Origin of the sequence: Nonomuraea sp. NPDC051191 (genome assembly GCF_044455665.1) — a bacterium.
Classification (GTDB): domain Bacteria; phylum Actinomycetota; class Actinomycetes; order Streptosporangiales; family Streptosporangiaceae; genus Nonomuraea.
Genome location: NZ_JBITEZ010000010.1, coordinates 393,857 through 410,918, shown reverse-complemented (window position 1 = coordinate 410,918; position 17,062 = coordinate 393,857). Strand labels below are relative to the sequence as shown.

Below are 17,062 nucleotides of genomic sequence, written 5' to 3'. Positions count from 1 at the left end.
GGGCGTGGGCCGGGCGGCGTCGCCCCGCCCACGCTGCTCGGGGCTGCTACGGCTTGCGTGAGGCGGCCGCGGTCTCCAGCTCGCTGCCGACCTTCACCTTCACGCTCCACCGGGCCTGCCGCTGGACCTCGTCGCCCGTTTTGGGGTTGCGGAAGGTGCGCGCAGGCAGCAGGTGCGGCTTGATGCTGAGAAGCCCGGTGATCCGCACCTCGCGGCCAGCGGCGGCCTGCTGGGTGATGACGCCGATGAGGGCGGCGACCGCGTCGGCGGCCATCTCCCGGTTGCCGAGCAGTTCGCCGATGGCGGCGATCAGCTCGGTCTTGCCCATGGGCTTGTTCGTGGTGGTGGCCATGTGTGATCCCTTCACGTTGTTGATCGGTAATACGCTAGCGGTGCCGCTAGCGATTAGCGCCAGACCTCAGCCCAGCGTTCGACGGAGTCGAGCGCGGCGCGATGTCTGGCGGGTACGGGGGCGACGGGGTGGCCAAGGTGGTCGGCGCCCATCGCGGCGCGGATCAGGGCCGCGGCCTGGCCGCTGGTCAGCCTGCGCTCTTGGCCGTAGCGGTCGGTCAACCGCGCCAAGACGGTGTCCTCGAAGGGCAGCGGGTCTGTGGCCCGGTTGACGCCGGTGGCGTACGTGAACGCCGTGTCGTCGTCGATCACCGAGATCGGCCGCAGGTCGCCGACCAGGTCCTTGACGACGTGCCACCACAGGCCGTGGCTGTCCCACCGATTGCTGCCGTCCTGCTCGCCGGGCTGGTTGACCACGACGAGGACGGGGTTGAACTGGGCGACGGTGAGCCCGATGTCGCGCGCCATCCAGTGATGGCGACGGATCAGCTCAGGCGTCGACGGACCGTAGCCCGCCGAGGGGGTGCAGCGGTGGACGGTGATGCCGTAGTCGGTGGTGATGGCGACGTGGGAGGTCGGCAGGCCGAGGTGCATGCCGATCACGTGGCCTCTCACGGCCGCTCCTGGGCGGCGAACAGGCGCTCGGCGAAGTCGGGCAGTTCGCTCCACGGGGTGCCGCGGTGGTTGGCCTGGTGCAGGCGCTTGAGCAGCCAGCGCGCGCCGGGCGTGAACATGTGCCTGACACGGTTGGGTGCGTTCTGGATGTCGCAGCCGGACGGCAGGTCCTCGACGGTGAGGCCCCGCGTCTGCAGCAGGGCGACCGCGATGCAGGCGTGCGGTTCCTGCTGCCTGCGGTGGGGGGAGGCGCCGGTGCGGCCGGGATGCTCGGCGGCGATCCCGACGAGGGCCCGGATCAGCATGCCGTGGCTGATGGGGTTGTTCCTGCGTCGCCGGCGTCGCGCCGGAGGAGGGCTGTCAGGCAGCGTGGAGTCGGGCATGAGGGGTTCTCCCTTCGAGGGCGGGGATGAGGGGCGAGGCTGTGGGTGAGGGGGCGGGGGTGGCGGGCACGGACGCGTGCGCGGGAGGGAGAGCGGGCAGGTCGTATCCGTGGCCGCCGGGCGCCCTGTGGGGCAGCGGCATGCGGTCGGCGCGGTCGGCGCGGATGGTCAGGATCGGACCGCCGCGGGCGAACCAGCCTGCCGGGTAGGCGGCTGTGACCTGTCTGATCCACTGCTTGGCAGGCCCTGACTTCGGGCGGGGGTGCACGGCGGGCAGCGCCCGCCACCCGGGGTGGGTGTGATCGTGGGCGGCCTCGACGGCCAGGAGCACGTGCCCGAATTCCCGCTCGCTCTCCCAAGTGCAGCCCAGGCACGCTCCGAGGAAGCGGCGCGGAGAGACGCCGGACTGGAACAGCACGGTCGGCAGGTGCTCCTCGGCGGGGATCAGCGGCGCGTGGGCTTGGCCGAGCACGTTGCCGGGATGGGTGATGTAGATCGCCCAGACCCCGGTGGGCCGGTGGGTGAGGGAGCGGTAGTGCAGGTGGCGGGCGATCGCGCCGCGTGGCTCGCTGTCGTGGTCGGTCACGCTGGGCCGTCCGGAACGGTGTGCTGACGGTCCTGCGCGGCGGTCGCCCACGGGTCGTCGGGGAAAGGCGGCTCGTCGGCGAACAGCCCGCCATGGTCCGCGTTCTCCTCGGCCGGTGGCGGCGTGTACCGGTCATCCGGGAAGGACTGGCAGGCCGGGGTACAGCCCACCCCGGCCGGGTTTCCGCAGTCCATCAGGCACTCGTACGGGTACAGCGTCTGCGAGCAGATCCAGGTGACGGCCTCGCCTACGTGGTGGGTAACGCGGGACGGGCCGGCGTCGCGGCCGGGCAGCGGCGGCGGCGCGATCACGTACGCGGGCCCCCGCAGGCTGGCCTCGATGATGACGTGCGTGATCGGCCCCGAGGGGAACTCTCTCGCCCGGCCGGACCGCACGTCGAGGCTGCTGCCGTCGGCGTGGAGGCGGGTGAACAGCTCTTCGCGGTCCAGGAGGCCACGCAGCGTGTGAGCCGCTTCCTGCGGGGTGACCAGGGACGGCAGGATGCGGCCGAGCGCCTGCTTGACGGCCTCCAACGCGACGGCACCGAACTGGGGAATCTCGGCTAGGACCGTTTCTCCCCGGTCGAGCAGGTCGCCGAGGGTGTGCACGCCGTTGGCGCGGAGCAGGCCGTGAACCTTGACGGGCAGGCCAGGGAGAACCTCCTCGACGAGAGACTCACGCGGTCGGCCGGTGAGCTGGCCGAGGTCGGCGAGCGAGTGCTGCGAGGTCATCGGTGTCCTTCCACGGAGGTAGGCGAAGGGCTGGTCAGGATGTGGCGGTTGGCGTCCAGCCAGTCCGTGGCGCGGAAGCGCTGCGCGGTGCTGGGGATGATGGCGACGAGGTAGGCCAGGACGCCTCCGGAGATCGCGCCGAGGAGGGGCGGCAGCATGTGGCGGATGAGTGTCCGGTCAGGGTTCACGCCGAGGATGCGGTCTTCCATGAGGGTGTAGCGGTCCATGACCACGAGCCCGGCCCGGCCGCCCGCATGCGCGAGTCTTGGGCAGGCCAGCAGGGAGAAGACCGCGCAGTCGAGGTGCAGGCCCGGTTCGACGCTGTAGGGCATGTCGCGCGTGCCGACCATGGCCATGGGGCCGATGATCGCTGTGCCGCAGGTGCCGCACAGGCGGTCACGCATGGCTTCGCGCTGCCGGACGGCACAGTTCACGCCGAGGGTGGCTCGTCCCTGGCCTGGGGCGCAGTCGCAGGCCAGCATCCGGCCGAACTGCTCGTCGACGGCGACGGTTTCGGTGCGGCTGTTCCACTCGGCGACCCACGGGACAGGGAAGCCGCGATCTTGGGGCAGTGCCGCGATCTGTGGCGGTATGGGAGGCAGGTTGCGCTCCATTGGTCTCCTCGAAGGGTGAGGGGGCGCGGGGGGGGGGGGGGGGCGGCCCCCCCCCGGGGGGGGGCGGGCGGGCGGGGGGGGGGGCCCGCCCCCGGGGGGGGGGGGGGGGGGGTGGGGGGGGGGGGCGGGCGGGGGGGGGGGGGGGGCGGGGGGGGCCCGCCCCCCCCCCCCCCCCCCCCCCCCCACGCCGGTGGTCAACGGTCAGACAGGGGTGGGCAGCCCGAGCCGGTCGATGAGGTTCAGGTCGTCGGGTCCGGGCCTGCCGGGGGTGACGAGCCGGATGCGTGGGTTGCGCGGGTAGGTGAGCGACACGCCGGTCATGACGGCCCCGCCCGGGAGCGCGATGGTGTCCACGCGGTAGTCCGCCATCGGGAACTGCACCGCGTACCAGGGGTCGGCCGGTTGGCCAGCTCGCAGCGCCATCGGCAGCGGATCCCAGGTGGCGCAGTGGCAGCGCGGGTCCCCGCACCGATCCCGATCGGAGCGTGCCGTGGTCCGGTACTGGTCGAGGCGGCCTGACAGCATCGGGCACACCTGGACGCTGTAGTCGGCGCACCACCGATGCTGGGCGGGCTCGTTGACCAGGCCCCGGTCGAGGTCCCCCGGGCGTGCCATCACCACGGCGGTGCCGCGCGGACTGCTGATCTCCTTGCCGCAGAGCTGGCACTGCTGGCTTGCGAGGAAGTCGCCCACGATGCTCTGGTCGACCTCGCCGAGGATCGGCGTGCCGTCGAGATGGCACAAGGTGATCTTGGGGACGATGACACCTCGCCACAGCGGCTCGTCAGCGAGCTGCGGGGGCCGGGCCACGTTCATGCCCCCTCCCCCGCGGCCTTGACGAGCGCGGCCTGGACGGCGGCGGCTTCCTCCTGCTCGGCCAGCTCGGCTGCGAGCTGGCCGACCTGCTCACGCAGCCGCTCCACGCGACGGTCGTGGCCAGCCTTGCGCGAGGGGGCGTGATGCCGGTCGTGCGCGGCGCGCAGCTCGTCCAGGCCGGGCTGCCTCAGCCAGTGCTGGGTCAGGTTGTAGACGATGCGGCGGACGGCCTGCTCGGTTTTCTCGGGCACCCTGCCCGAGGAGTAGCGGCCGGGGCGGCCAACCCAGGGGCCCGACGTGCCGTCCTTGGTGATGTCGTCGGCGTTGTAGGTGCCGTCACCGGCCAGGGTGACGCCGTTGACGGTGGGGGCGCCGGGCCTGGCCCGGCTGCCATCCCGGTTGTGGTAGTCCTCGCCGTCGCGGGCGTCGCCGTACTGGACGCGCAGGGCGTTGCGGCGGCGGTTCCCCCCGTAGGTGGCGCGGTCGTATTCCAGGCTGTCGAGGCCGATCCAGAAGACGCCGACGCGGACGACGGCGTAGCGGGTGCGGCCCCGCTCGTCGTGGGAGACGTGTGCCCGCAACGACCGGGTGCCCTTGCCGCGGAGCCGGGGGACGCTGAAGACGAAGCTGTTGGTGCCGTGGACGTGGTCGCCGTCACGGTAGGGGTCGGTGCCGAGCTGGCTGAGGACTTCCTCGATGTCGAGGCCGCCGATCTCCTTCAGCTGGGTGGCCGCCTCGACGAGGACGTCGCTGCGTGAGGGGATGCGCCCGGACTCCGGGAGATAGACGGGGCAGGTGGGCGGGCAGTCCTGCGGCCCTTCGGTGCGGCACAGGATGCAGGTGACGCCGTCCTTGGGGACGGTCTGGGAGACGTCGTAGACGGCCGTGCCGACCATCGCGCGACGGCGGCGGCGGGTGACCTCCTCGGTTTCGCCGGTGTCCGGGTTCTCCCGCTGCTCGCGGCGGGTGCCCTGGTAGAGGGATTCGATCCAGAGCGGGACGGCGCCCTCACGCAGTTGGCGGCCTTCGCCGCTCCACCACTTCTCGCCCTGCACGCGGGTCGCGCCCGGGTCTTGGGCGTACAGACGCATCGCGTTGGCGAAGGTGTGCCGGTTGTAGTGGGGGAACTGGGCGGCGTACAGCCGGAACTCGTCCAGGACGGCCGGGTTGTCGCGGATCTCGGCGGCGGTCACCTGGCAGGAGGCGGCGGCCCAGGAGTTGCCCATGAGCTGCTGGCCGCGCCAGGCGGCCCATTCCTCATCGGTCATGTCGGCGGCGCGGCCGGTCTTGGGCCGGTCGATCGGGGGAAGGATCATGCGTGGTGCCTTTCGTGCTGTGTTTCGGGATTGGCCGGGCTGGCCCGGCGGTGCTGGGACAGCCCGCACGCAGGGTGCTGGCGGTTTCGCTAGCGGAGAATGGCGATCACGTCGGGGTGGCGGGTGATCACCCGGTGGTCATGAGGGCACTCGTCGTGCCGCAGGATGCGATCCCGGGCCCGAACGGCGCTCTGCCAGGTCGTGCACGGCAGCTCCACATGGCCGCCGTCGCAGACGACGTGCCACCAGTTGGGCAGCGGCCGTCCGGCCGGGTCGGCGCTGGAGCGGCCTCCGCGGCGCAGCTCGATCACGACGACGTCGCTGCCCAGGACCGAGGCGACGTTCGAGGGTGGCACGGTGAACAGGCCGGGCAGAGGGGTGACCTCCAGATCGTCGCCGGTCGGCCCGTACGGGCGGACATCGGCGAGGCGGTAGCCGATGATCTTCGATCCGGCGTTCACGGCTTCGCCTCATCGAGCAGGGTCTGGGGGCAGCCGCTCTCGCGGGCGCTGGCCTCGCACAACCCGTACCGCCAGTCGGGGTTGTGGCTGATGAGGGCCACGACGGACGGGTGGGGGCAGTTCGGGGCGCAGCCGCACGCCCAGTTCTTCTCGCGTGGCAGGACAAGTGGTCCCCACGCCCACGTCTGCTGCTCGGCCGTGGGCGGGCTATGCGGGGGCGAGATTTCGGGGAGGCTCATGCGGCATGCGCCTTCGCGATGTTCTTCGCGCACTTGGGCCCGATCGCCCTGGCGATCGACGTCTCGGCGGTGAGCTGTCTGCCGCACATGCAGCAGAAGTGGTGCTTCTCGCCGAAGGCGACGGCGTCCTCCAGGGTGATGTGGAGGTCGGGCGTGAGCCGGTCGATCGTGGTGGGGGTGACCGGGCGGCGGTGCAGCTTGCCGTTGCGGACTTCGAGCCGCTTGACGTCCTGTTTGTCGCTGTAGCGGCGGCTGTCCTTGACCGCGTACAGGCGGCCGTCGAGCTTGTAGACGCCAGGGGTGAGCGTCGTGGACGCGATGGTCAACGGTGGTGCCTCTCTGTGGAAGGGCGCGGCCCGCTGGGGCGAGCCGCGCGGTGTCGGGTGTCAGGCCGCCGGGGCGGCGGCGCGGTGGGCCTTGTAGGTGCCGAGCGCGTCCACGACGGGCCAGGGCGCGTCGATGCCGCGCCAGTCCGGGTGCCGCCGGAAGGCGGACACCCACTGCTCGAACGGCTCGGGCACGAAGTGGCCGTCCGTCATCGACAGCCCGTGGCAGACGTAGCCCAGGTAGGCGTGCCGCTCGAACGCATCGGGGTCGAAGGCGACGGCCGGGCGCTCGCGGGTGCCGTCGAGCCGGACCAGCGTGACGGGCCGGTGCTGGGCTGAGGCCAGGTCGAGCGCCGCGGCCTCGCTGTAGTAGAGGTGCCGGCCTCGCAGGTCGGTGCGGATCTCCTCGATGACGAACTGGCTGGCGCCCGCGGCGATGGTGCAGACGATCGTGGACATGACGATCCCTTTCTGTGGGGTGGCCCGGGTCAGCGGGGTTGGATGGTGAGCGTGCAGGCGTTGACGGCCTCGACGCGGACGCCGGGCGGCAGATCGCACGCCGGGATCGTCCAGTCGGACTCGGCGAAAGGGCCACCCTCGGGCACGTAGCAGGTCCACTCGTGCGGGCCGTCCCAGTAGATCGACCACTGGCGGCCGTCCCACCACTCCTCCATCAGCTTCGGCTCGTCGGCGGGCACTCCGAACTGGCGGGCGATCGCGGCGGCCACCTGTTCGGCCTGGGCGCGAGACACGGTCGTGGGGCGGACGGTGCCCTCCTGGTGGTCGAGCAGCGCGCGGCCGAGAGTGCAGTCGCTGAGACGAGCGGCGGCGATCGCGTCCGCGGCCTGTGCGGGGCCCCAGCCTTGCGTGCCCAGCAGCGCGATCAGCGCGGCGTGCAGATGGTCGGCCACGGTGTCGCCGCCGCCGCTGATGTGAGGGTCAGGGTGCGTGTCGGCGCGCCGGAGGAGAGTGAGGAGTCCCTCGCCGAGTTCGACGGGGGTGGCGGTCGTTGTGATGACGGCTCCAGGTGAGTTGGTTCGGTTGCGGGGGCGAGGGGCCGCCACCTCGGGGAGAAGGGGGCGGGCGGTGCGGTCAGAGCTTCAGATCACGGAGGTCCACGCGAGCCTTGCAAGACTGCGTCGTCGCTAGCGGTTAGTGGCTGGTGTTCGCGCAGGTCGGCAGACCGTCGAGAGTGCGGGAAACGGCGCGGGCGTCGCAGGTGCGGCAGGTCTTCCGCTCCCGGATGATGTCGAGCGCGTTGCCGATCGCGTCGCACGCGATCATGAACAATCGCTGCTTGCACGCGGTGTCGGCAGTGTCGAGGCCATGTCCCTCGGCGGTGAGCCTGTCGTCCACGGCGGCGCGGACGGCAGAGATCAGGAGCAGTTCGATACCGGTGACGTCGAGGCCGTGCGCGGCGCCTTCGGCCTGGGCGGCGGCGAAGGAGGCGACGAGGAGCGCCGGACGCAGCGAGCCGTTCTCGTCGAGTCGCGCCCGGCCGGCGAGGTAGTACGGCAGCGGGCTCCCGTTCCGGTAGGTGACCGCGGGCGGCGCGGCGTCCGGGTCGGCCGGGACGACCTCGTGTACTTCGTGCCTGGCGCCGTCTTCGCCCAGGCCGCTGTCGCCGGTCAACTTCCAGCCGTGGCGGTCCAGCAGGTCGTCCAGGTCCGGGCCTTTGTCATCGAGCGGCACGCCGGTGTCGATGACGGCGACGACGCGAGGCACCGCCACGAGGATGGTCGTCTCCTCGTCCTCGGCGTGCTCCTGCGCTTCGGCGACGACGACCAGGTGGTTCGGGGGCAGGGGGGCGCCGTCGAGGCCGCGCTCGAAGGTGGTGGAGTCATCGACGGCGATCGCCTGGTAGCGGATGCTCATGTGGTCCTCTTTTCGGGAAGCGGTATGGCTAGCGGGTAGCGTGCTGGGCCAGCTCGTAGGAACGGGCGATAATCCGGGAGGCGGTCTCGCTCACCCCGAAGTCGTGAGGGAGCAGCACCCAGCCCTGGTCGGTCATGTACTGGTGCTCGGCTTCGAGGAACGCCTCTAGGGTCTGACCTGGTGCCGGGGCCTGGTCGCCCTCGTGCAGGTCGTTCTCGCCGTAGACGTCGAAGGCGTCAGGGGCAAAGACGACTTTGTCGGCGCGGTCACCGCTGAAGTGCACGACCCAGATGTCGCCTGTGCTGGTGATGTCGCCCATGTGGTTCGTCTGGCCGGGCAGGTGGATGGTGAGGTGGTAGACCTCGATGCCGACTGCGAGTTGGGGTGCGTTGCGGGTGTAGAGCCGAGTGATCATAGCCGCTCCTCGGTAGGCGTTTCCGCTGGTCAGCGGGTTTCATGGGTGGTGCGGTGATCAGATTCGCAGACTCATTGCGGGAGTGCAATGAGTCTGAGAGAGATTCCGGGAACGACACGGGGACGCGTCGCAGAACGAACACAGAGCACTTGAACCGACCAACCGACATCATGGGGTGCAACACGCATCCTCACGCGCTCAGCAACCGCTACAGACGCAGCTAGCTATGCGTGAGCGGTTCCGCTAGCGGTGATGCTGCGCGAGTTGGTAACGGGTTCGTTTTCCCTTACCTCCGCGCCCGATGAGACCGTCCGCCTGCAAGGCGGCCAGCGCCCGGCCAACGGTGGCAGCAGAGGACCCCACAGCGAGTCTCATCTCGCGAGCGCCGACCGGCTCCCCCTCCCGCTCGGTCAGCATGCGCAGGATGGCATCCTTCACGCGTTCCGCTTCAGCGTGAGCGCCCAAGAGAACGCCGGGACGCTTAACGAGCCGGTAGCGGGTGCTGCTGGTTTTGCCTTCCCGCGTCACCATGCCGTCAGCGAGCAACTGCCCAAGAGCACGACCGAGAGTCGGATGGGACGTCGGCACGACCCGCAGCAGCTCCGAGGCCCCCATCGACGCCTCTCCTCTGGCCCGCATCGCCGCCAGAATGCCGTCCTTGACCTCATCGAGCCGCAGACGGCTCTGCAATGGAACTCGCTTCGGCTTCGCCTCGAACAGCGGATGCACCCACAGCCACGCCGGCGCGTACGGAGGCTTCTCGATCTCCAGCTTGGCGACAATCTGCATGAGCAGGGCGCGACGATCCAGCACGGCGAGCGTCGGCCACTCCTCGATGAGCCCTCGCATCACCGGAACGGCCTCGCGCGGGTCCATCCTCGCCTCATCCGCCGGTTCCGGCTCCAAGGCACTTATCAGCCGATCCCGTTCGGCCAGCAACTCGTCGCGCACTCGTATGTAGGAGTCCTCAGGCAGCAGACCCTTCGCGAACTGCATCGTCTGCCGGTCCAAGTCCTCGTTGATGCGCACCAGTTCCTTCTTGAGCCATTCCAGGTTCGCTTCCGGCCGCGGAGGTTCCGGTTCGATCGCGAACGACTCGGCCGCCGCCTCGATCTCGGGGGCCCACTCGGCGAGCAGTTGCAGCAGGGCTTCTTCCACCGCCGCCAAGAGCGCGAACCTCGACCCGCACACCACCTCGTCATGCCGAGCTCTTGAGCCGCAGATAAAGCCCTTTTGATGCCTGTTCAGGTGCATCCCGCCGCCGCAGTGCCAGCAGCTGATGAAACCGGTGAACTGGTGCATGGAGTGCGACGGCCGTGTGACCTTGGCAGCTCTCAGCGCGAGGTACCGCTTCCACAACTCGTCGCTGATGAGAGGCGCGTGCACGCCCGGACGAAACACTCTCCGCTGGCAGCGGGACGCCTTGGCGCACCTGCATTCGGGATCGTGAATCTGCAGCAGGCCGGCCGCGAAGCCGCGGTCCATGACCTGGCGGATGGTCTCGGCACTCCACGGCAGACCACCCTCGGTGGTGAACCCGTGCCGATTCAGCCGCGTGGCGAGCGCGGCAAAATTCTGATCGGCCACGTACGACTCGTAGCAGCCTGCGAACACCAGGGCGGCGCCGGACTGCACATCAGGCTCGTAGCGTTCCTCGCCATCGGAAGGGTCACGCAACGTCCGATTCGGATCGAGCGGGTGCGGCTGCCGGCCCCGCCGCACGTACCCGAAGTACTCTCCACCGAACGGCGGGAGCCCCCGCGCCAGACGGTTCTGAAACGCCTCCGCCCACTGCTCGCCCGCCCGGTCACTCTCGAAGGCGGCCAGCTCCATCAGCATGCCGCGGGTGAACTTGCCGACCGCGGTGGTGGCATCCACCTCTTCCGTGGCAGACACCAGGTCGCCACCCGCCGTCTCCAACCGTGCGAGGTTGAGCTGGTTGCCCATGCGGTTACGGCCGAACCGGGAGTACTTCCACACGAGGATCGCCTTGGCTGCCCCCTTCTCCACCTGAGAGATGGCCGCCATGATCGTCCGCTGGAAGTTCCTCCCGGACACGTCAAGATCTTCTATCCAGCCGCCGTCCGGCCAAGCGCCCGGCGGGATGTAGTAACCCCGCCGGGCGGCTAACGCCTCGATGGCATCACGCTGGATTGCTGGCGAGATCTTTTCCTCCAGCATCATCGACACTCTCACGTACGCGATGGCTGGGGTTAACGTGGCGCGGTCCTCGATCACGCTTCCGAGTTATAGCAACAACAAGGCTGGGGACCAGCACCAGCGTCAGAAGCGTCGACGACACCAGGCCGCCGATCACCACGATCGCCAGCGGCTGCGAGATGAACCCGCCCGACCCGGTCACCCCCAGCGCCATCGGCGTCAGCGCGCAGATCGTGGCCACCGCCGTCATCAGGATCGGCCGCAACCTGCGCCGGCCGCCCTCGATCACCGCCTCCACCACGCCCAGCCCCTGCTCCCGGTACTGGTTGATCAGGTCGATCAGCACGATCGCGTTCGTCACCACGATGCCGATCAGCATCAGCATGCCGATCAACGCCGGCACGCCCAACGCGGTGTCGGTCGCCACCAGCAGCCCCACCGCGCCGGTCGCCGCGAACGGCACCGACACCAGCAGGATCAGCGGCTGGACGAAGCTCCGGAACGTCGCCACCATGATCATGAACACGATCGCGATCGCCGCCAGCATCGCCATGCCCAGATCGGAGAACGCGTCCGCCTGGTCCGCCGACGCGCCGCCGATCTCGTACCGGGCGCCGGCGGCCAGCGCCACCGAGTCCAGCTTCGTCGTCAGCTCCTGCGTCACGGTGCCCAGATCGGCCGCTTCCACCTTGCCCGACACCGTCGCGGAACGCTCACCGTCGATCCTGGTCACCTGCGTCGGACCGGCCACCTGCTTCACCTCGGCCACCGACGACAACTTCACCAGACCCGCCGCCGTCGGCAGCTTCAGGCCCTCGATCGCCTTGAGGTCGTCGGGAGCGTCACCACCGCGCAGCACCAGGTCGCTGCTGCGGCCGTCCAGGGTGATCTGGCCCAGCGGCGCGCCACGGAACGCCTGCGCCACCGCCTGACCCACCTGCGCCTCCGACAGCCCCTTGGCCGCCGCCTTCTCCCGGTCGACCGCGACCTCGATGCGCGGCGCGCTGGCCTCCAGGTTCGACGACAGGTCACGCAGACCCTTCACCTGACCCATCGCGCTCTTGACCGAGTCGGTCGCCGTGCGCAGCGTCTCGGCGTCGGGCGCCTGCACGATCACGCTCACCGTGTCGGAGGAGAACCCGCCCCCACCGGCGCCGCCGACGGTGACCTCACCGACCCCGGACAGGCCCGTGATCTTCTCCCGGAGCTGCTGCTCCACGGTCGCCGGCTCGACGCCGTCCTTGACCGTCACCGAGTACGACGCCCGGTCCGCGCCGCCGCCCACGCCACCCTGCATGGCGTTGCCGCCGCCCACGTTCACCTGGTACGTCTCCACACCGGCCAACCCCGACAGCACGCCCTCCACCTTCTCGGCGGCCTGGTCCGTCGTGGCCAGATCGGTGCCGACCGGCATCTTCTGCGTCAGCGAGATCGTGTTCTGCCCGGAGGAGTCCAGGAAGTTCGTCCGCAGACCGCCCGCCAGGCCCATCGTCCCGACGAACACCGCCACCCCGATCAGCACCGTCACCAGCTTGAACCGCGTGGCGAACCGCAGCACCGGCAGGTACGCCCGCTGCAACGGGCTGCGCAGCTCCTTGGCCTCGGCCTCCTCACGCTGGGCCCGCGCCTGCTCCGGCGACAACGCCGGCGCCTTGAGGAACCAGTACGCCAGCACCGGCACCACCGTCAGCGACACCACCAGCGAGGCCAGCAACGCCACCGCCACCGTCACCGCGAACGGCCGGAACAGCTCGCCCACCATGCCGCCCACGATCGCGATGGGCGCGAACACCGCCACCGTCGTCAGCGTCGAGGCCGTCACCGCCCCCGACACCTCCCGCACCGCGGTCAGGATCGCCTGCAGCTTGGCCTCGCCGTAACCCAGATGGCGCTTGATGTTCTCCAGCACCACGATCGAGTCGTCGACCACCCGGCCCACCGCGATCGTCAGCGCGCCCAGCGTCAGCATGTTGAGCGAGTAGTCACCCGCCCACAGCGCGAGCAGCGCGATCACCACCGACAGCGGGATCGACACCGCCGTCACCAGCGTCGAACGCACCGACAGCAGGAACACCAGGATGACCAGCACCGCGAACGCCAGCCCCAGCAGGCCCTCGGTGGTGAGGTTCTCGATCGACTCCTCCACGTACGGCGCCTGGTCGAACACCACCGACACCTGCGTGTCGGAGGAGTCGCCCAGCGACCGCGTCAGCTCCGGCAGCTTCTCGCGGATCTCACGCGAGATCGTCACCGCGTTGCCGTCGGGCGTCATCGTCACCGACACGCCGAGGCTCGTCTTACCGTCGGTACGGGTGATCGTCGAGGCGTCGGCCAGGCCACGCTTGATCTCGGCCACCTCGCCCAGCTTGACCGGCTTGAGCGGCTTGGGACGCACCGCCTGCTGCGGCACCGCCGTCCGGCCCGTCTGCGCCGGCTGCCCGGCCTGCGGGCGGCCCTGCGTCTGAGGCTGCTGAGGCTGCGAGGGCTGGGCGACCTGCGGCTGCGCGGGCGTCAGGTAGAGGTTCTTCAGCTTCTCCAGCGAGTCGACCCGCGAACCCACCTGCACGGTCAGCGACCTGCCGTCGGCGGTCAGCGACCCGGCCGGGATCGGCGTGCCGTTCGCCTTGAGCACCTCGGGGATCTGCGCCGCCGACACCCCGGCCAGCGCCATCTTCTTCATGTCCGGCTCGATCGTGACGACCTCGTCGCGGGTACCGGTGACCGCCGCCTCGCGCACCCCCTCGACGCTCTGCAACTCCGGCACCATGATCCGGCGCAGCTTGTCGGCCATCGCCCGCTCGTCACCGCCGTCGCCCACCGCCAGCACCAGCACCGGGATGTCATCGGTGTTGCCCGCCACCACCTGCGGATCGACGCCCTGCGGGAGCGTGATCCTGGCGACGGCCTGCTGCATCTTGTTCAGCGACGCCTCGATGTCGGTGCCGTACTCGAAGGCCACCTGGATCTGGGCCAGGCCCTCCTTCGACGTGGAGGTCATCTGCTCCATGCCGGGAATCCCCTGGAAGGAGTCCTCGATCGGCTTCGTCACCTGATCTTCGACGATCTCCGGCGAGGCGCCGGGGAAGGGCGCGATGACGAACGCGCCCGGGAACGCCAACGACGGCAGGAGCTGCTGCTTCAACTGCGGAATCGTGAACGCGCCGAACGCGGTGATCACGACCGCCACCAAGATCACAAGACTGCGGTTGACCAGACTCAACCGGGCGAAAGCGGTCATAGGCTCCCCTCCAAGAGTTCGCCCCAGACTAACACTTTGCCTAATACGAATATTTAGCGTGACCTGACTTTCCTGATAACCTTCTCAGGAAGCGAGAGGTGAGCGTGGACGACGAACGCGAAGACCTGATCCGACGGATCACCGAGACACAGCGAGACCTGGGAAAACTGTTCACACAACAGCAGTCCCCCCTGTTCAGCTCCAATCTCACCATCCGCCAGCTCCACGTCGTCATGCAGCTGTCCACGCACGGCTCCGCCTCGGGCCAGGACCTCGCCCACACCCTCGGCGTCAGCCTGGCCACCGTCACCGGCATCGTCGACCGCCTGGTCGCCCAGGGCCTGGTCAGCAGGCATGAAGACCCCAACGACCGCCGGGTGCGCCGGGTCGAGCTCACCCCCGCCGGCGTCACCCTGATCGCCGAGATCAACGACGCCGGCCTCAGACACTACAAGCGCATCATGTCCCACCTGGACACCGAGGCCCTGCGCGCCCTCGACCACGCCACCCGCCGCATCCGCGAGGTCGCGGACAAGCTCTACAACGAATGACCCGCGCGGCGCGCTCCCGGTAGTCGCTGGTTTTTTGGGCGTGTTCGAGGTGAATTTTCACCGACCCAGCGGCTTTACATTGTAGATTTTCAGGCCAGGCGGGACAACATCGCCGGAAGGTCGCCCTCGTAGGCCACCGTCAGCCGCCGCGTCGCCCGCGTCACCGCCACGTACAGGTCGTGGCCGCCCATCGGCGACTGCGCCAGGATCCCGGCCGGGTCGACCACCACCACCCCGTCGAACTCCAGCCCCTTGGCCTGCGTCACCGTCAGCACCACCAGCGGCGCGTCCAGATCCTCCGCCCCCGGGAACAGCGCCGCCACCCGCGCGTGCAGCCCGTCGGACGTGACGATCCCCAACCGGCCGCCCTCGCCCGGCCCGGACAGCTCGGCCAGCTCCGCCGCCACCAGCGCCGGCAGCTCCGCCACCGGCACCCGCACCGCGCGCGGCTCGTCGCCCCCGTCGCGCACCGACTCCGGCGGCTCCTGCCCCGGCGCCACCGCCGCCAGCACGTCGGCCGCCACCCGCATGATCTCCAGTGGCGTCCGGTAGTTGACCAGCAGCCGCTCCTCCCGCCAGCGCCCCTCCAGATACGGGTCGAGCACCTCGGCCCACGACCGCGCCCCCGCCGCCGACCCCGTCTGGGCCAGGTCGCCCACCACGGTCAGCGACCGCGCCGGAACCCGCCGCACCACCATCCGCCAGGCCATCGGCGACAGCTCCTGCGCCTCGTCCACGATCACGTGCCCGTAGGCCCACGTGCGGTCGGCCGCCGCCCGCTCGGCCGTCGTCAGCCCCGTGCCGTCGTCGGCCTGCCGCTCGGCCAGCACGTCGGCCCGGTCGAAGACGCCGCCCTCCAGCAGGCCCGTGGTCTCCAGCACCTCGCGCGCGTACAGCTCCTGCTCGGCCCACTCCTCCCTCGCCCGCCGCGCCGCCACCCGGTCGGCCGAGTCGTCGTGGCCCAGCAGCTCGGCCGCCTCGTCCAGCAGCGGCACGTCGCCGACCGTCCAGGGCGACTCGCGGGGGCGTACCAGCGACGTCCAGTCCAGGCCCGGCGGGCACACCGACCACAACGTGTCCGGCGCCGAGAGGAGATCGGCGACCAGCTCCTGCGGCGTCAGCTCCGGCCACAGCTCCGCCACCGCCCGCCGCACCGGCTCCTCGCCCCACAGCCGTCCGGCCGCCAGCGCGATGTCCGTCTCGTCCAGGTCGCCCTCCAGGTCCAGCGGCTCGGCCAGCTCCGGGTCGTCGGCCGCCAGCTCCTCCAGGTGCAGCGACTCCTCCAGCGCCCGCGCCTCCGCCCTGGCCAGCTCCTTCAGCAGCTCGGTGACGTACAGCTTGCGCGCCATGTTGTGGGGCAGGCGCACCGCCCGCGCTCGCTCGCGCAGCCGGGCGCACACCGCGTGCGGCACACGCAGCCGCAGGCCGTCGAGCTCCACCTCCAGATCCCCCACCGGCACCCGCTGACGGTCGGCCACCGCCGCGGCCACCACCTCGGCCATCCGCAGGTCGCCCTTGACCACCGCGACCTCCGGCGGATCGGCGGCCACCGCCCGCACCCCCGGGAACAGCTCGCCCACCGTGGCCATCACCACCTGCGTCTCCCCCAGCGCCGGCAGCACCTGCCCGATGTAGCGCAGGAACATCGGATTGGGCCCCACCACCAGCACCCCGCGCCGCTCCAGCGTGTCGCGGTGGGTGTAGAGCAGGTAGGCGGCCCGGTGCAGCGCCGCGACGGTCTTGCCGGTGCCCGGCCCGCCCTGCACCACCAGCGCCCCCTGCAACCCCGCCCTGATCACCCGGTCCTGCTCGATCTGGATCGTGGCCACCACGTCGCCCATCCGGCCGGTACGGCCCCGCCGCAGCGCCGCCAGCAGCGCCGCCTCGCCCACCAGCGTGCGCCGGTCGCCGTCGGACATGCCGTCCAGGTCGAACACCTCGTCGTCGATGCCGACCACCGTGCGGTCCTTCAGGTGCAGGTGCCGGCGCCGCACCAGGCCGCCCGGGTCGGTCGCGGTGGCCACGTAGAACGGGCGAGCCGCCGGGGCCCGCCAGTCGATCAGCACCGACTCGTGGTCCTCGTCCCGCAGCCCGATCCGGCCGACGTACGTGCTGAGGCCGCCGGAGTCGTCGATCCGGCCGAAGCACAGGCCGCGCTCGACCGCGTTGAGCTGGGCCAGCCTGCGCGCCTGCTCGGAGGCGGTCACCTCGCGCTCGACCCTGGCCTGCCGGCTGCCCATCGCGCCTCCCCCGGCGTACACCTGGCGCAGCGTGGCCTGCGCCCGCTCCCTGGCCGCGTCGAGCCTGGCGTACAGCCACTGGACCGTACGCTGCTCGCTGTCAAGGGCTTCCGCGAGACCATCTTGACGATTAGCCATTAGCTGC

General features: G+C 70.6%; 19 protein-coding genes. 1 reads left to right on the top strand and 18 read right to left on the bottom strand.

The annotated features are described in order from the left end of the window. Positions 1-46: 46 nt before the first annotated feature. From ACIA8R_RS29605 to ACIA8R_RS29525, 17 genes are all read right to left on the bottom strand, one after another. The gene (locus ACIA8R_RS29605) at positions 47-352 is read right to left on the bottom strand and encodes an HU family DNA-binding protein (RefSeq protein WP_397041410.1); all 306 of its coding nucleotides are present in this window, start codon (positions 350-352) and stop codon (positions 47-49) included. Between the two features lie 53 nt (positions 353-405). Then, positions 406-966, bottom strand: coding sequence for a hypothetical protein (locus ACIA8R_RS29600; protein ID WP_397041409.1), 561 nt, complete (start codon positions 964-966; stop codon positions 406-408). Next, entirely contained in the window at positions 963-1,349 is a 387-nt protein-coding gene (locus tag ACIA8R_RS29595) for a hypothetical protein (protein ID WP_397041408.1), read from the bottom strand. The genes ACIA8R_RS29600 and ACIA8R_RS29595 overlap by 4 nt, the downstream gene beginning before the upstream one ends. Then, complete coding sequence (locus ACIA8R_RS29590) at positions 1,327-1,935, bottom strand: DUF6349 family protein (RefSeq protein WP_397041407.1); 609 nt, start codon at positions 1,933-1,935, stop codon at positions 1,327-1,329. The genes ACIA8R_RS29595 and ACIA8R_RS29590 overlap by 23 nt, the downstream gene beginning before the upstream one ends. Continuing rightward, positions 1,932-2,666 (bottom strand): hypothetical protein, encoded by a 735-nt coding sequence (locus tag ACIA8R_RS29585; RefSeq protein ID WP_397041406.1) that lies wholly within the window; start codon positions 2,664-2,666, stop codon positions 1,932-1,934. The genes ACIA8R_RS29590 and ACIA8R_RS29585 overlap by 4 nt, the downstream gene beginning before the upstream one ends. Beyond that, positions 2,663-3,280 (bottom strand): hypothetical protein, encoded by a 618-nt coding sequence (locus ACIA8R_RS29580; RefSeq protein WP_397041405.1) that lies wholly within the window; start codon positions 3,278-3,280, stop codon positions 2,663-2,665. The genes ACIA8R_RS29585 and ACIA8R_RS29580 overlap by 4 nt, the downstream gene beginning before the upstream one ends. Before the next feature lie 201 nt (positions 3,281-3,481). Beyond that, positions 3,482-4,096 carry a hypothetical protein gene (locus ACIA8R_RS29575; RefSeq protein ID WP_397041404.1) on the bottom strand — a complete coding sequence of 205 codons (615 nt, stop codon included), beginning with the start codon at positions 4,094-4,096 and terminating at the stop codon, positions 3,482-3,484. After that, positions 4,093-5,412, bottom strand: a complete 1,320-nt coding sequence (locus tag ACIA8R_RS29570) for a hypothetical protein (RefSeq protein WP_397041403.1) — start codon at positions 5,410-5,412, stop codon at positions 4,093-4,095. The genes ACIA8R_RS29575 and ACIA8R_RS29570 overlap by 4 nt, the downstream gene beginning before the upstream one ends. Positions 5,413-5,501: 89 nt before the next feature. Next, the gene (locus tag ACIA8R_RS29565; protein WP_397041402.1) at positions 5,502-5,873 is read right to left on the bottom strand and encodes a hypothetical protein; all 372 of its coding nucleotides are present in this window, start codon (positions 5,871-5,873) and stop codon (positions 5,502-5,504) included. Further along, a complete protein-coding gene (locus ACIA8R_RS29560) occupies positions 5,870-6,112 on the bottom strand; it encodes a hypothetical protein (protein WP_364343034.1) in 243 nt (80 codons plus the stop codon). Before ACIA8R_RS29560 ends, ACIA8R_RS29565 begins: the two co-directional genes overlap by 4 nt. Continuing rightward, positions 6,109-6,438 (bottom strand): DUF6011 domain-containing protein, encoded by a 330-nt coding sequence (locus tag ACIA8R_RS29555; RefSeq protein ID WP_364343031.1) that lies wholly within the window; start codon positions 6,436-6,438, stop codon positions 6,109-6,111. The genes ACIA8R_RS29560 and ACIA8R_RS29555 overlap by 4 nt, the downstream gene beginning before the upstream one ends. A gap of 60 nt (positions 6,439-6,498) precedes the next feature. Further along, a complete protein-coding gene (locus ACIA8R_RS29550; protein ID WP_397041401.1) occupies positions 6,499-6,897 on the bottom strand; it encodes a hypothetical protein in 399 nt (132 codons plus the stop codon). A gap of 29 nt (positions 6,898-6,926) precedes the next feature. Next, entirely contained in the window at positions 6,927-7,349 is a 423-nt protein-coding gene (locus ACIA8R_RS29545) for a hypothetical protein (RefSeq protein WP_397041400.1), read from the bottom strand. A 241-nt stretch (positions 7,350-7,590) separates the two neighbouring features. After that, positions 7,591-8,313: a hypothetical protein gene (locus tag ACIA8R_RS29540; protein ID WP_364343022.1), complete on the bottom strand. Its 723-nt coding sequence runs from the start codon at positions 8,311-8,313 to the stop codon at positions 7,591-7,593. A gap of 28 nt (positions 8,314-8,341) precedes the next feature. After that, positions 8,342-8,728, bottom strand: coding sequence for a hypothetical protein (locus ACIA8R_RS29535; RefSeq protein WP_397041399.1), 387 nt, complete (start codon positions 8,726-8,728; stop codon positions 8,342-8,344). A gap of 243 nt (positions 8,729-8,971) precedes the next feature. Further along, positions 8,972-10,966 carry a recombinase family protein gene (locus ACIA8R_RS29530; protein ID WP_397041398.1) on the bottom strand — a complete coding sequence of 665 codons (1,995 nt, stop codon included), beginning with the start codon at positions 10,964-10,966 and terminating at the stop codon, positions 8,972-8,974. Continuing rightward, positions 10,872-14,126 (bottom strand): efflux RND transporter permease subunit, encoded by a 3,255-nt coding sequence (locus ACIA8R_RS29525; RefSeq protein ID WP_397041397.1) that lies wholly within the window; start codon positions 14,124-14,126, stop codon positions 10,872-10,874. The genes ACIA8R_RS29530 and ACIA8R_RS29525 overlap by 95 nt, the downstream gene beginning before the upstream one ends. Positions 14,127-14,224: 98 nt before the next feature. Here ACIA8R_RS29525 and ACIA8R_RS29520 point away from each other — a divergent pair, with 98 nt between their 5' ends. Then, positions 14,225-14,677, top strand: a complete 453-nt coding sequence (locus tag ACIA8R_RS29520; RefSeq protein ID WP_357709741.1) for a MarR family transcriptional regulator — start codon at positions 14,225-14,227, stop codon at positions 14,675-14,677. Positions 14,678-14,766: 89 nt separating this feature from the next. On the opposite strand, the gene ACIA8R_RS29515 is transcribed toward ACIA8R_RS29520, so the two are convergent. Beyond that, positions 14,767-17,055 carry a HelD family protein gene (locus ACIA8R_RS29515; protein ID WP_397041396.1) on the bottom strand — a complete coding sequence of 763 codons (2,289 nt, stop codon included), beginning with the start codon at positions 17,053-17,055 and terminating at the stop codon, positions 14,767-14,769. Between the last annotated feature and the right edge of the window lie 7 nt (positions 17,056-17,062).

Coding starts and splice junctions, on each gene's coding strand:
- ACIA8R_RS29540 (WP_364343022.1), bottom strand. CDS start 8,313: ATGAGCATCCGCTACCAGGCGATCGCCGTCGATGACTCCACCACCTTC.
- ACIA8R_RS29535 (WP_397041399.1), bottom strand. CDS start 8,728: ATGATCACTCGGCTCTACACCCGCAACGCACCCCAACTCGCAGTCGGC.
- ACIA8R_RS29570 (WP_397041403.1), bottom strand. CDS start 5,412: ATGATCCTTCCCCCGATCGACCGGCCCAAGACCGGCCGCGCCGCCGAC.
- ACIA8R_RS29605 (WP_397041410.1), bottom strand. CDS start 352: ATGGCCACCACCACGAACAAGCCCATGGGCAAGACCGAGCTGATCGCC.
- ACIA8R_RS29515 (WP_397041396.1), bottom strand. CDS start 17,055: ATGGCTAATCGTCAAGATGGTCTCGCGGAAGCCCTTGACAGCGAGCAG.
- ACIA8R_RS29595 (WP_397041408.1), bottom strand. CDS start 1,349: ATGCCCGACTCCACGCTGCCTGACAGCCCTCCTCCGGCGCGACGCCGG.
- ACIA8R_RS29580 (WP_397041405.1), bottom strand. CDS start 3,280: ATGGAGCGCAACCTGCCTCCCATACCGCCACAGATCGCGGCACTGCCC.
- ACIA8R_RS29575 (WP_397041404.1), bottom strand. CDS start 4,096: ATGAACGTGGCCCGGCCCCCGCAGCTCGCTGACGAGCCGCTGTGGCGA.
- ACIA8R_RS29550 (WP_397041401.1), bottom strand. CDS start 6,897: ATGTCCACGATCGTCTGCACCATCGCCGCGGGCGCCAGCCAGTTCGTC.
- ACIA8R_RS29560 (WP_364343034.1), bottom strand. CDS start 6,112: ATGAGCCTCCCCGAAATCTCGCCCCCGCATAGCCCGCCCACGGCCGAG.
- ACIA8R_RS29525 (WP_397041397.1), bottom strand. CDS start 14,126: ATGACCGCTTTCGCCCGGTTGAGTCTGGTCAACCGCAGTCTTGTGATC.
- ACIA8R_RS29585 (WP_397041406.1), bottom strand. CDS start 2,666: ATGACCTCGCAGCACTCGCTCGCCGACCTCGGCCAGCTCACCGGCCGA.